Annotated in this window: 12 protein-coding genes; 10 read left to right on the forward strand and 2 right to left on the reverse strand. The window is 48.0% G+C overall.

What is annotated here, in order from left to right:
- Positions 1-2: 2 nt before the first annotated feature.
- The 3 genes from J1784_RS09185 to J1784_RS09195 all read left to right on the forward strand — a co-directional run bounded on the left by J1784_RS09185 (position 3) and on the right by J1784_RS09195 (position 3269).
- Entirely contained in the window at positions 3-935 is a 933-nt protein-coding gene (locus tag J1784_RS09185; RefSeq protein WP_217148944.1) for a divergent polysaccharide deacetylase family protein, read from the forward strand.
- Between the two features lie 178 nt (positions 936-1113).
- On the forward strand, positions 1114-2337 hold the full coding sequence (locus J1784_RS09190) for a glycosyltransferase (protein ID WP_217148945.1): 1224 nt from the start codon (positions 1114-1116) through the stop codon (positions 2335-2337).
- Positions 2338-2339: 2 nt separating this feature from the next.
- Positions 2340-3269: a hypothetical protein gene (locus J1784_RS09195; protein ID WP_217148946.1), complete on the forward strand. Its 930-nt coding sequence runs from the start codon at positions 2340-2342 to the stop codon at positions 3267-3269.
- A gap of 69 nt (positions 3270-3338) precedes the next feature.
- Here the strand turns inward: J1784_RS09195 and tdh are convergent, their stop codons facing one another.
- Together tdh and kbl are read right to left on the reverse strand one after the other, a co-directional pair.
- A complete protein-coding gene (gene tdh, locus J1784_RS09200; RefSeq protein ID WP_217148947.1) occupies positions 3339-4361 on the reverse strand; it encodes an L-threonine 3-dehydrogenase in 1023 nt (340 codons plus the stop codon).
- 9 nt (positions 4362-4370) lie between these two features.
- Entirely contained in the window at positions 4371-5567 is a 1197-nt protein-coding gene (gene kbl, locus J1784_RS09205) for a glycine C-acetyltransferase (RefSeq protein WP_217148948.1), read from the reverse strand.
- 241 nt (positions 5568-5808) lie between these two features.
- On the opposite strand from kbl, the gene rfaD reads away from it, so the two are divergent.
- The 7 genes from rfaD (at position 5809) to J1784_RS09240 (ending at position 13257) form a co-directional block, all read left to right on the forward strand.
- Positions 5809-6741 carry an ADP-glyceromanno-heptose 6-epimerase gene (gene rfaD / locus J1784_RS09210; protein ID WP_112289323.1) on the forward strand — a complete coding sequence of 311 codons (933 nt, stop codon included), beginning with the start codon at positions 5809-5811 and terminating at the stop codon, positions 6739-6741.
- A gap of 29 nt (positions 6742-6770) precedes the next feature.
- Positions 6771-7820, forward strand: coding sequence for an ADP-heptose--LPS heptosyltransferase RfaF (gene rfaF / locus J1784_RS09215; protein ID WP_217148949.1), 1050 nt, complete (start codon positions 6771-6773; stop codon positions 7818-7820).
- On the forward strand, positions 7820-8803 hold the full coding sequence (gene rfaC, locus J1784_RS09220; protein WP_217148950.1) for a lipopolysaccharide heptosyltransferase RfaC: 984 nt from the start codon (positions 7820-7822) through the stop codon (positions 8801-8803). The genes rfaF and rfaC overlap by 1 nt, the downstream gene beginning before the upstream one ends.
- 2 nt (positions 8804-8805) lie before the next feature.
- Positions 8806-9903 (forward strand): glycosyltransferase family 9 protein, encoded by a 1098-nt coding sequence (locus tag J1784_RS09225; RefSeq protein ID WP_217148951.1) that lies wholly within the window; start codon positions 8806-8808, stop codon positions 9901-9903.
- Positions 9896-10900 (forward strand): glycosyltransferase family 8 protein, encoded by a 1005-nt coding sequence (locus J1784_RS09230; RefSeq protein WP_217148952.1) that lies wholly within the window; start codon positions 9896-9898, stop codon positions 10898-10900. Before J1784_RS09225 ends, J1784_RS09230 begins: the two co-directional genes overlap by 8 nt.
- Positions 10897-12183, forward strand: a complete 1287-nt coding sequence (locus tag J1784_RS09235; RefSeq protein WP_217148953.1) for an O-antigen ligase family protein — start codon at positions 10897-10899, stop codon at positions 12181-12183. Before J1784_RS09230 ends, J1784_RS09235 begins: the two co-directional genes overlap by 4 nt.
- A gap of 66 nt (positions 12184-12249) precedes the next feature.
- Positions 12250-13257 carry a glycosyltransferase gene (locus tag J1784_RS09240; RefSeq protein WP_217148954.1) on the forward strand — a complete coding sequence of 336 codons (1008 nt, stop codon included), beginning with the start codon at positions 12250-12252 and terminating at the stop codon, positions 13255-13257.
- Positions 13258-13299: the final 42 nt, after the last annotated feature.

Below are 13299 nucleotides of genomic sequence, written 5' to 3' on the forward strand. Positions count from 1 at the left end.
CATTGCGATATAAAAAGTCCGTTTTAGCTGCCCTTTGTGGTACTGCGTTTTTCGTTTGTCAGGTTCAGGCAGCGAAATTATCCATCCTGATTGATGACTTTGGTTATCGCCAGCATGAGGAAAACCAGGTACTTCAGATGCCTAAAGCGGTATCCGTCGCGATTTTTCCTAATGCGCCAGATTCGCAAATGATGATGAACAAGGCACATCAGCAGGGCCGGGAAATTCTGATCCACCTGCCGATGGCCCCGCTCAGTAAGCAGCCACTGGAAAAAGATACGCTGACACCTTCTATGAGTACCGCAGAAGTGAAACATATTGTCGATCAGGCTATCAGCAATATCCCGTACGCGATTGGTATCAACAATCATATGGGCAGCGCCATGACCTCCAGTCTGACCGGGATGGAAAACGTCATGCAAGCCATGAATGCCCACAACTTATTCTTTCTCGACAGCATGACGATCGGTAACACCAAGTCGGTTCAGGCCGCTCAGGGAACACGGGTGAAAGTGATTAAGCGCAACGTCTTTTTAGATGATGTGCAGAATGAAGCTGAAATCCGCCATCAGTTTGAACGGGCTATTCAGCTTGCACGCAAGAATGGATATGCCATTGCCATCGGTCATCCCCACCCGACCACGGTAAAAGTGCTGCAGCAGATGCTGTCGAATTTACCTTCCGATATCGTACTGGTACGCCCAAGCGATCTGCTCAACGAACCGCAGCGAAGCGCCCCGGCAGGTAAAGTGACCCGTACCGTGCCGTCGAAACCATCGCGTAAAGGCATCAGCATCTGCCGCGTGAAACAGCCTGTCCCTCAAATTTATGCCGATAGCATGTTTAAAGTGCTGGGTGAAAGTCTGTCTGCATTACCGGCAGTACAGTTTGTTGAACGCCAGTATTTAACGTGGACCACACTTTCTGGAAAATAGGATCCACAGACATTGACGGGTGTCAGGTTCTCATTTTGGAAAATGGATTTAAAACACTCATACAACATATTGATATGAATGGTTTTAGCTTCAGAATCAAATAACTAGAGCTTATAGGATTTGCCTCTTATAATGGGTAGCATATTTTTTTAACCGGGCTGAGCAAGGGCGCTAACCGATGGGACTAGATCGATCTAAAATTCTGCTGCTGGACAGCGGCAAAGAATGGGGAGGTGGCACCAACAGCATGTTGGAGCTGCTGAAAAGAATCGATCGTGAAAAGTTTGAAATCAGTTGCTGCTTTTACAATGATTATGCCCGCGATAACGGCGAAACAATCAGCCAGATATTGAACTCGCTCAATGTGCCGGTGTTTTTCATTCCCCAGGTCAGACAACCCACGTGGGCGAAAATCAGCAAAGAAATCCTGCGAACGCTGTTTTTCTTTAGCGGTAATTTGCGCCAGAAAGCCATTTATTCCGTCGATAAAATCTGGCGCATTAACCCCAATATCCGAAAAATTCATTCCCTGCTTGAGCTCGGTCAGTTTGATATTTTATATATGAATAATCAGCCCAGCTCTAACGTGGAAGGCTACTATTCGACCGCAGGCTTACCGACAGAAATCGTGCAACATTGCCGCATTGAACCGGTTCTTAACAGGGAGGTTGTGCGCATCGTTAACCGCTTCTGCCACAGCATTATCTCTGTTTCTCAGGGCGTTCAGGAACAATTGCTTAAACGTGGCGTGCGCAAAGAGCTGTGTTTTACCGTCTTCAACGGTATTGATATTCATCAGCCCTTGCCCGATGGCACCAGGATCCGCGAAGAACTCGGCGCAACGCAAGACACGTTCATCTTAGGCAGTATCGGCTCTCTGATTAACCGTAAAGCCCACCACTTCACTTTACTGGCACTCGACAAATTTAACCGCGCGTTCCCGGAAGCGAAATGGAAAATGGTGTTTGTCGGTGAAGGCCCGAATTTACGCCGTCTCATTCAGCAAGTTTCGGCTCTGAATATGATGGATAAAGTGGTATTTACAGGCTTCCAGAGCAATGCGCTAGAATATCTGGCGGCCTTTGACACCTTTATCTTAGGCTCAAAAAGTGAAGGCTTACCGCGCGTGGTACTTGAGTCCATGTTACTGAAAACACCGGTGATCGGGTCGAATGTCACGGGAACTGCTGAGCTGATTAAAAATGCAGAAACCGGGATGCTTTTTGAGTATGGCGATATTGAGATGCTCTTTAATCATATGAAAACGCTGTATCTCAACACCCATTTGCGAAGTGAAATCGCGGCGCAGGCAAACCTCAATGTCCGCGAAAAATTTGCGATTGAAAAATATGTCTCTGGCGTGGAAACCGTTTTAAGCAGCGTTAAAAAGAAACAAGGCTGAACATGTTTAAATTTCTAAATCCTAAATATCGTCACATTCTTTCACGCCACAATCTGCCATATGCCAATACGGTCTTAGCGGGAGCGCCGAAGAACAATATCACCTCTGTCGTCATTCCTTCCGCAGGTGCTGACTATATTGAAGAAGCTTGCTTATGCGCGGAATTTGCCGATAAATTCGCCACTCAGTTGCAGGAAATCGTCATTGTGACCGATCAGGATGCCAGCCTGTTCCGGCCTTTGCCTGAAAAAGTCCGGATCGTTACGCTTAATCCTGAAACCAAAACGGGTGATTATCGCTATAAACAAATTTATCTCAGCCGTCTGATTAAACTGCTGGCCCCTTTGCAGGCGAAAACTGACGGTATTTTGATGATCGATTCAGACCTGAATCTGCTGAAAATGCCTGAGATTCAGCTGCACGAAAACCATATTTATTCGAGTTTCCGTCAAGGCAAAATGATTGCCAAACTCCAGGGGTGCGACCCGGAAATTATTCCGGCGTATTACAAAAACAGCGTGCGGCCTTATATCGTTGACCACGTCAACGGCGCATTTTTAGCGGCGACGCGTAAAACCTGGGAACGTTTGTGTCCGCTGTGGATGATGTTTTTCAGAGATACCTGGAATATCCTGCCAGACAATCAGCCTCCAACGGATCAGCTGCCACTGGCGGCAATGCTCGATACTCTGGATATCAAAAGCGTCAATCTCGGCGACTGGATGAACTGGCCGGTTTCGAAGAAAATTGGCGGCACGCCGTCGGTTATTCCGAAAGAAGTCATTGGTGCGCATGGCGGTTTCCCGCTGACTGAATGGCAAAAATATCTGGCCTCGCCGGATAATGAGCTGCTGTTTAAAGGCCAGGATTACACCCGTAAAGTGCGATATCTGACAGATGTCGAGAAACAACAGGCAGAGACGGGCGCATAAAAATGCTCTTCAGGTCAGACAAAAGCCCGCCATTTCAGCGGGCTTTTGTCATATCTGCGAAAAGTCAGCTCACCAGTTAAGGATGACTTTTCCGGAATGTCCGGAACGCATCGCATCAAACCCTTTCTGAAATTCATCAATCGGGAAATGATGAGTGATCAAAGGGGTGAGATCTAAGCCGGACTGGATAAGAGCAGCCATTTTGTACCAGGTCTCAAACATTTCCCGCCCGTAGATCCCTTTAATAAACAGCCCCTTGAAAATCACCTGATTCCAGTCGATGGCCATTTCCGTGGAAGGGATACCGAGCATAGCAATCCGCCCGCCGTGATTCATGGCACTGAGCATGCTGCGAAACGCCGCCGGTGCGCCGGACATTTCCAGTCCGACATCAAACCCTTCCGTCATCCCCAGTTCTTCCATAACGTCCGGCAGGCTTTGCTGGCTGACATTGACCGCCCGCGTCACGCCCATTTTGCGTGCCAGTTCGAGGCGGTATTCGTTCATGTCGGTGATCACCACATGACGCGCGCCAACGTGTTTGCAAATCGCTGCGGCCATTATCCCAATCGGACCAGCACCGCTTATCAGCACGTCTTCCCCGACGAGATCAAAAGACAGTGCGGTATGAACCGCATTGCCCAGCGGGTCGAAAATTGCCGCCAGATCATCAGAAATATTGTCGGGGATTTTGAACGCATTGAACGCTGGCAAAACCAGATATTCCGCAAAGGCACCAGGACGGTTTACTCCGACGCCCTGAGCATTGCGACATAAATGCGTGCGTCCGCCACGGCAGTTTCGGCAATGTCCGCAGGTGATATGGCCTTCACCGGAAACACGGTCGCCAATGCTAAAACCTTTGACTTCCTGACCAATTCCGACAACTTCGCCGACGTATTCATGCCCGACCACCATCGGCACGGGAATGGTTTTTTGCGACCACGCATCCCAGTTGTAAATATGCACATCAGTTCCGCAGATGGCTGTTTTACGGATTTTGATCAGCAAATCGTTATGGCCCATTTCGGGCACCGGCGCATCCGTCATCCAGATGCCTTCTTCACGTCTGAGTTTTGCTAAGGCTTTCATGGAAACTCCTCAGGCGATCACGCCAAGTTTTTTGCCGATACGGGTAAAGGCTTCAACCGCCTTTTCGATTTGTTCGGTGCTATGTGCCGCAGACATCTGGGTGCGGATTCGCGCCAGCCCTTGCGGCACCACCGGATAAAAGAAACCGGTGACATATATGCCTTCCTGCTGCAAAAGTGCGGCAAATTCTTGCGCTAAACGGGCTTCGCCCAACATGACAGGAATGATGGCGTGATCGGCTCCCGCCAGCGTGAAACCAGCAGCAGTCATTTTTTCACGGAACATTTTGGAATTGCGGAGCACGCGCTCACGCAGTTCGCTGCCTGCTTCAAGCATGGACAACACTTTTAGCGAGGCAGAAACAATCGAAGGCGCTAAAGAATTGGAGAAAAGATAAGGACGTGAACGCTGGCGCAACCAGTCAATCACTTCCTGACGCGCCGCCGTATAACCACCGGAAGCGCCGCCCAGCGCTTTACCCAGCGTACCGGTGATGATATCTACCCGCCCCATCACGTCACAATACTCGTGAGTACCGCGTCCTTCGGCACCGACAAAACCGACAGCATGGGAATCGTCGACCATCACCAGCGCGTCAAAACGTTCCGCCAGATCGCACACACCTTTCAGGTTGGCAATCACGCCATCCATGGAAAATACACCGTCGGTCGCGACCATAATATGCCGGGCACCCTCGTCTTTTGCCTGCTGTAAGCGGGCTTCGAGTTCGTCCATATTATTGTTGGCATAGCGATAGCGTTTGGCTTTGCACAACCGGACGCCATCGATGATTGATGCGTGGTTAAGCGCATCTGAAATGATAGCGTCTTCTTCACCCAGCAGCGTTTCGAATAAGCCACCGTTAGCATCAAAACAGGAGGAATAAAGGATCGCGTCGTCCATACCGAGAAAATCTGCCAGACGATGTTCGAGTTCTTTATGAGTATCTTGTGTACCGCAGATAAAACGCACCGATGCCATACCGAAACCGTGGCTGTCGAGCCCTTCTTTCGCGGCCCGGAGAAGCTCCGGATGGTTAGCTAACCCGAGATAATTATTGGCGCAGAAATTGATAACCGGCTTGCCACCGGCGACAGAAACTTCAGCTTGCTGAGGCGTGGTTAAAATACGTTCTTCTTTAAACAGTCCTTCAACCCGCGCCTGATCGAGCTGGTCTTCCAACTGCCGATAAAACGAAACAGACATACAGTATTCTCCTGAAATGACTCATTCACGGAATACCTTACTAATCTGGATATGAAATAACGATGGAACCGCTCACAATATCTTAGTTTTGTAGCATAGTTCACGCCTTACGGTCTGAAACACAAGAATGCGTGTTATCGGACACCTTCCCAATGTGAGCTTCATAATGAAGTGTTATGATATTACCCAATTACAGGCTGCGCATGGTGCGCGGTTCTTCAAATGATTAAAGGTGGATCCCATGATAATCGTCACTGGCGGCGCTGGTTTTATCGGCAGCAATATTATTAAATCGCTCAATGATATGGGATACCGCGATATTCTGGTGGTTGATAACCTGAAAGACGGCACCAAATTCGTCAATCTGGTTGATCTGGATATTGCGGATTATTGCGACAAAGAAGATTTCATCGCCAGTATCGTTGCAGGCGACGATTTAGGTGATATTGACGCCATTTTCCATGAAGGCGCCTGTTCGTCCACCACTGAGTGGGACGGCAAGTACATGATGGATAACAACTATCAGTACTCTAAAGATATTCTGCATTATTGCCTGGATCGCAGCATTCCTTTCCTTTACGCCTCTTCTGCAGCTACTTACGGCAGCCAGAGCACCAGCTTTGTAGAAGACCGTAAATACGAGCAGCCGCTGAACGTCTATGGCTATTCAAAGTTCCTGTTTGACCAGTATGTTCGCGAAATTTTGCCACATGCAGAATCTCAGATTTGTGGTTTCCGTTACTTCAACGTCTACGGACCACGTGAAGGCCATAAAGGCAGCATGGCCAGCGTCGCGTTCCATCTGAATAACCAGATCAACGCCGGCGAGAACCCGAAATTGTTCTCCGGCAGCGAAGGTTTCAAACGCGATTTCATCTACGTGGGCGACGTGGCTGCGGTAAACCTGTGGTTCTGGCAGAACGGTGTTTCCGGTATTTTCAACTGCGGTACCGGCCGTTCAGAATCCTTCCAGGCCGTGGCAGATGCGGTGGTGGCGTACCACAAATCTGGCGATATCGAATACATTCCTTTCCCGGAAAAGCTGAAAGGCCGTTATCAGTCCTTCACTCAGGCCGATATGACCGCGCTGCGTAATGCCGGTTATGACAAACCTTTCAAAACGGTTGCTGAAGGCGTGACGGAATACATGAGCTGGCTTAACCGCACAGTTTAAGCCCTGCACATTGAGGAATGGTTAACGGTATGAAAATACTGGTGATTGGGCCGTCATGGGTCGGTGACATGATGATGTCTCAAAGTCTCTACCGCACCCTGAAAGCTGCGCACCCGCAAGCACAAATAGACGTGATGGCACCTGCATGGTGTCGTCCTTTGCTCGACCGGATGCCACAAGTCAATCAGGCACTGGCGATGCCATTGGGTCACGGTGCTCTGGAGCTTGGCGAGCGTCGCCGTCTGGGCGTTTCATTACGTGATACGCATTATGACCGCGCCTATGTCTTGCCTAATTCCTTTAAATCAGCGCTGGTTCCGTTCTTTGCGCACATTCCTCGGCGTACTGGCTGGCGTGGCGAAATGCGCTATGGCCTGCTCAATGATTTGCGGGTGCTCGATAAGGTGGCATTTCCGCTGATGGTTCAGCGCTACGCTGCACTGGGCTACGAAGCCGGGCGAATCAAAACGGCTGCTGATCTTCCGCAGCCCATTCTGTGGCCAAAACTTCAGGTCACCGAAGCCGAAATCACCGCCGTCAAAAACGCATTTAATGTCGATAATACACGTCCGTTGATCGGGTTTTGTCCGGGCGCTGAATTCGGTCCGGCCAAACGCTGGCCGCATTATCACTACGCCGTGCTGGCCGAAAAACTGATCAGTGAAGGCTATCAGGTCGCGCTGTTTGGCTCAGAGAAAGACAATGCGGCAGGGGAACAAATCCGCCTGGCGCTGACCGAAAATGCTCAGCCCTTCTGTTTGAATCTTGCCGGTAAAACCTCATTGGATCAGGCGGTTGTGATGATAGCTTCTTGTCAGGCTGTGGTCAGCAATGACTCAGGTCTGATGCATGTGGCCGCTGCGCTGGGAAAACCGCTGGTAGCACTATACGGGCCGAGCAGCCCGGACTTCACCCCGCCGCTCAGTCATCAGGCAAAAGTGATCCGCCTTATCACCGGCTACCATAAAGTCCGAAAAGGCGATGCCGAAGAAGGCTATCACCAGAGTCTGATTGATATTCAACCAGAGCAGGTTTATCAGGAATTAAGCCAGTTACTGAGCGCAAGGAAGGAGCTTTAATGCGGGTTCTCATCGTCAAAACCTCGTCCATGGGCGATGTTCTGCACACGCTTCCGGCGTTAACGGATGCCATGCAGGCTATTCCCGGGATCCGCTTTGACTGGGTTGTGGAAGAAGGTTTCACTCAGATCCCCGGCTGGCATCCGGCTGTAGACCGCGTTATTCCGGTGGCCATCCGCCGCTGGCGTAAAAACTGGTTTGGCTCTGAAACCCGGCAACAACGTTGTGATTTCAAACGTGAAGTTCAGTCCACCAGCTATGACGCCATCATTGACGCTCAGGGCCTAATCAAAAGTGCAGCGCTGATCACCCGCGTCGCCAAAGGTGAAAAACACGGGCAAGACTGCAAAAGCGCCCGTGAACCTTTCGCCAGCTGGTTCTTTAATCAGCGGCACGAAATTGATAAAAAGCAGCACGCCGTGGAACGAACCAGAGAATTGTTCGCTAAAAGTCTCGGTTATGAAAAACCTGCGAACCAGGGCGACTACGCCATTGCGGCGCGTTTCCTTTCACATCTGCCTGACGATGCCGGTCAGTATCTGGTCTTCCTCCATGCGACCACCCGTGCAGACAAACACTGGCCGGAAGAAAAGTGGCGGGAGCTGATCGGGATGCTGAGTACAACTAATCTACGCGTCAAACTGCCGTGGGGCGCTGAGCATGAATATCAGCGCGCATTGCGCCTCGCTGAAGGGTTCCCGTACGTGGAAGTCTTGCCTAAATTGAGCCTCGAGAAAGTAGCCGAGGTGTTAGCCGGTGCAAAAGCCGTTATCTCGGTGGATACCGGACTCAGCCATCTGACCGCCGCGCTGGATCGGCCGAATATCACCCTTTATGGCCCGACAGATCCGGGTTTGATTGGCGGGTACGGGAAGAATCAGTTTGTCCTGAAAGCAGAAAATAACTCGCTGGAGAATTTGCCGGCGGAACGCGTTTTTGAGCAACTTAACGATGTAATTTCTGCCGATAAGGAAATGGACTGACCATGAGCTATGTGATTATTTTCATTTTGCTGTGGCCATTCAAAATGCTGATGAAACCTTTTCATCAGCGCAAAGGACGCAATCTGGTCATCCAGACTGCCAAAATTGGCGATTTTGTTAATATCACGCCGCTACTCAAACATCTGAAAAAATCAGATGTGCTAATCAGTAAAACAGTGCTCCCGCTGGCGGGGCGCGATTCAACGATTGAGTCGTGCTTCCTGATTGAAGAATACAAAAATTCTCTGTTGGGCAAAATCCGTCTGGCATTCAAATTGCTTAACCGTTACGAGAATGTCTATCTGCTGCAACCCAACAGCACTAATGCGTTCTACGCTGCATTTTGTAATGCGAAATACAAAGCCTTTCTGATCGCCTACACCCGCAAGTGGTATCACGGGATTTTTTATCAGACGGCCGACGTGGTTCGCTTGCATCAAAAAACCGATTTCACACTGGAAAGTTACCTGAAGCTGGCAGATGCCAGTCTCAGTGCAGAAAGCTATTCTAAACATGCCACCTATCCCTTGTGGAAGCCTGAAAGAACGTTGCCGGAGCTAACTGAAAACAATAAGATTAAAATTGGCATCAGCATTTCGGCAGGTAATAAAGCTAAAACAATTCCGACGGCCGTATGGATTAAAATCCTCAATATTCTGGCCGGGATGCCTTGTCAGTTTTATGTGTTTGGTCCGGAAAATGAGCAGAAATATCTTGATCAGCTACTGGAGAAACTGGGCAATAGCGAAAATATCATCAGCTTAATAGGTAAACTCGAATTGCAGGAAGTTCCCTATGCGATTTCGCAGATGGATATGTATATTGCCTCAGACTCTGGCAACATTTATATCGCTGATGCCGTTAATATCCCGGTAGTTTGTCTTGCGGGCCCGTGCGACCTGACTGAGCAACATCCGACCTGCGCACCTTTGATTTTGACACCAGAAGACAAAAAGCTCATACCCGAATCTTTCATTTTCTCAGCACCTTATAAATTCAGGCACAGTGCAGAAGAACTCTTTGCATTAAGCGATACACAGCTGGATAAAATACGTTCATTCGTTATGAACAAAGTATTTCAGGGACAAAGCCATGTCTGACCATGAATATCTGAACTATCTCGAGTATAAAGAAGAGCTCGTGAACAATTTGGGGGTTTCACCCTTTCCTGTGGTTCATATTGCATTCGGAATAAACAATGCATATGCCCGCGGCATGGGGATTACTATATTTTCTGTATTAGAAAACAACCCTGAACTAGCATTTCATATTCATGTTTTTGGCAGTGTACTGGACGAGAAGTCAAAATCTCTGCTGCTTGAACTGGCAGTGGATAACCCACTCGCTATTACCTGTTACGTTTTTAAGGAGTCTGCCTTCTCCGATTTTCCGCTGATGGGTCGCTATCCACAGGCAATATATTATCGTCTGTTTACTCCTTATATTCTGGCTGACGTCACATCGAAATTTATCTATCTTGACGCAGACACCTTATGCTTAGGCAGTTACAAAGAGCTGAATGAGATGGATATCAGCTCTTATACGCTGGCAGCCGTGAATGATACGCAACGAGCCAGAAATAAGCTATGTTCTCAATTAGGCCTGACCAACAACAATTATTTTAACTCAGGTTTTTTATACATCAACATTCCTCAGTGGCTTGCGAAAAACACAACTGAACGGATAATTAAGACGCTTTCCTGTCAGAAAAATGAATTTAAATTCCCAGACCAGGACGCCCTCAACATCGTTCTTGAGCATGAAGTATTTCTGCTTCCTAAAAAATACAACTTTGTTTGCGACATAATTTTAAACAAAGTGGGAAAAAAAATAGCGATTCCGGAAGATACCATCCTGATCCATTATACCGGGAAGTGTAAACCCTGGCATATTTGGGGAATGGGAGAGCTGGCTGATATTTACGATCGTTATTATGCACAATCTCCGTGGCACGCAGTTCCACACGATATGCCTGTTTCGTATAAAGAGATGAAACGCTATGCGCAGGCGCTCTGGCACAAAGGCCGGTATGCGGCAAGTTTATGCTGGATGACTAAGTACATGAATAGTAAGATTTTCAGGAAGAGTCCTTTATGATCAGGCAGCTGATAACAGAGATTAAACAATCGTCCTTTGACGATAAACTGGCATCTTTATTTTTCTTATTTATTACAATTTCCATTTCCTTCTTTATGTACTCCGGGGAGGTAACCCGTAACTTCTTTTATATCGCCACCTATATCGCTGTAATCTACTTTATCTACCTCACCTTACGGGTTGAAAAGAAGATTTGCTTTCATCCGATAACCACGGTAGTTCTGCTACTGGGGATCAGTAAGTTGCTTTGGGTTATCCTCACCATAAATCATGAATATCCGCTAATCGCTTATCATTATCAAATTAGTGGGAAAAGACTCATATTAGCGTCTTTTATCCTGTATGCCATTGAACATAATATCCATAAATGGAAGATTCCCACACTGACAGTCCGCACAGGCATCTCCATTATGACGCTTCTGTTTATCATCATCTCTGTCACACGGATAGTTATTTATTTAAAAACTGGCGACAGAATAAAAATAAATTCTGATGCCCCAACTACCGGCGCTTATACATTCACTATTTTCTCGCTACTGGTGATGTACAGCCTGAAGTTTCATGGATTAAAACATTACAGGCTCATTTGTCTGGTAGTCATGACCATGACCTTTGGTGTTCTGGTAGCAACAGAAACCCGTTCAGCGGTCATGCTCTTTACCTTAATCAGCGCATGCAGCGTGCTTTACGATTTCGCGAAGAGTTCACATACCTCAAAAGTGATTTATGGCTTTGCTATTGCAGGGTTAATCATCGCAGCTGTTTTATCCGGCCACCCTTATTACAGCAAAGTCGTCAACCGTATAGATAATCTCCATAATGAAATCGAATCTTACGATGCCGGAGATCGTAATACTTCAGTGGGCGCACGTTTCTCAATGTGGCGTGCGGGTATCGATGCTTTTAAACATCACCCTTTCGGGCAGTCAGCTGACAGCCGGAATGCGCTTGCAACAACCTTCATCAATCAACATGAGGGAGGAAACCCGGAAGCCCTGCGTAATCTGCAATTCCATTTGCACAATGACATTATTGATACGATGTCATTACAAGGGATTTTTGGCGCATTGATTATGGTGCTTTTCTTCGCCACATTACTGCTCTATCCCTTCAGACTTGTTCCTAAAGGTTACGAGTTTTTATTACTTTCAGTTCCAGTTATTTACTTTAGTCTGGGTGATACTCAATTTTATAATCGCGAATCGCCGTATTTTATTGTACTGGTTTTTGCCTATCTGCTGATGCTGAGAATGAAGACTTCTTCAGTGCCTGAGAAACCATGATTTTCCGGGCCGAGCTCCCCGCCCGGTCCGGTTGCCTGATGTCCTTATCCGTGGAAACATTGTGTTATGACCCTTACAACGCCATCCGAAAACATTAAGCTCAGCGCGATCATCCCTATGTACAACGCAGGGGCGATGTTCCGGAATTTTATGGATTCACTCGTCGCGCAAACGCTGGATAGCCTCGAAATTATCATCGTTAACGACGGTTCTACGGACGGGTCAGAGCAGGTTGCACAGGAGTACGCTGAAAAACACTCGCATATTCGTGTCATTACTCAGGAAAACGGCGGAGTTTCGCGCGCGCGTAATGCCGGTCTGGATATCGCCCGAGGCAAATATGTGACCTTTCCGGATGCCGATGACGTCGTCTATCCGGATATGTATAAAACGTTGATAGAAATGTGTGAGCAGGACAGTCTTGATGCCGCGCAGTGCAATGGCGAACGCTACTTTGTCGGCTCAGAAAAAGTAAAACCACTCATCCCTGTGGATCGTTTAACTTCAACGGGTGTACTGGATGGGCCTTTGTGGCTGAAAACGGCGCTGGCGACCAACCGGTATTTACATGTGGTCTGGCTTGGTGTTTATCGTCTTGAGCTGATTAAAAAACAGGGGCTGTATTTTGAACCTGGTTTACATCATCAGGATATTCCCTGGACGACCGAATTCATGTTCAATGCCCGCCGCGTGAGATATACCCAAACCATCCTCTATCGCTATTACATTCACGGTCAGTCAATCAGTAATCAGAAACGCACCGGAATGAAAAATGTTGAATATCAAAGACATTATCTGAAAATCGCTAAAATGCTTGATGAGCTGAATGAGCAGTATAAAGACCGGGTAAAAATTTATGCGGAGTTTCCACGGCAGGTCACACGTGAAGCGCTGACGGTATGCCATTCTCTTCGTCGTGAACCTGATCCCGCGGCGCAAAAAGCCATGATTGAAGATATTTACACCTCCGGCACTCGCAGAATAATGCTCCGCAATGCCCGCGGCCCGAAGCAATGGTGGCAATTACTGTTATGGTTAAAGCGACTGCATAACTTGCGTAAAAAACTCGCCTGAGACCTTTAAGAAAGAGATGATTTTATTACCCAGACAATTCCT

The organism is Rahnella ecdela, from assembly GCF_019049625.1.
Classification (GTDB): Bacteria; Pseudomonadota; Gammaproteobacteria; order Enterobacterales; family Enterobacteriaceae; genus Rahnella; species Rahnella ecdela.

Coding starts and splice junctions, on each gene's coding strand:
- J1784_RS09190 (WP_217148945.1), top strand. CDS start 1,114: ATGGGACTAGATCGATCTAAAATTCTGCTGCTGGACAGCGGCAAAGAA.
- J1784_RS09195 (WP_217148946.1), top strand. CDS start 2,340: ATGTTTAAATTTCTAAATCCTAAATATCGTCACATTCTTTCACGCCAC.
- tdh (WP_217148947.1), bottom strand. CDS start 4,361: ATGAAAGCCTTAGCAAAACTCAGACGTGAAGAAGGCATCTGGATGACG.
- kbl (WP_217148948.1), bottom strand. CDS start 5,567: ATGTCTGTTTCGTTTTATCGGCAGTTGGAAGACCAGCTCGATCAGGCG.
- rfaD (WP_112289323.1), top strand. CDS start 5,809: ATGATAATCGTCACTGGCGGCGCTGGTTTTATCGGCAGCAATATTATT.
- rfaF (WP_217148949.1), top strand. CDS start 6,771: ATGAAAATACTGGTGATTGGGCCGTCATGGGTCGGTGACATGATGATG.
- rfaC (WP_217148950.1), top strand. CDS start 7,820: ATGCGGGTTCTCATCGTCAAAACCTCGTCCATGGGCGATGTTCTGCAC.
- J1784_RS09225 (WP_217148951.1), top strand. CDS start 8,806: ATGAGCTATGTGATTATTTTCATTTTGCTGTGGCCATTCAAAATGCTG.
- J1784_RS09230 (WP_217148952.1), top strand. CDS start 9,896: ATGTCTGACCATGAATATCTGAACTATCTCGAGTATAAAGAAGAGCTC.
- J1784_RS09235 (WP_217148953.1), top strand. CDS start 10,897: ATGATCAGGCAGCTGATAACAGAGATTAAACAATCGTCCTTTGACGAT.
- J1784_RS09240 (WP_217148954.1), top strand. CDS start 12,250: ATGACCCTTACAACGCCATCCGAAAACATTAAGCTCAGCGCGATCATC.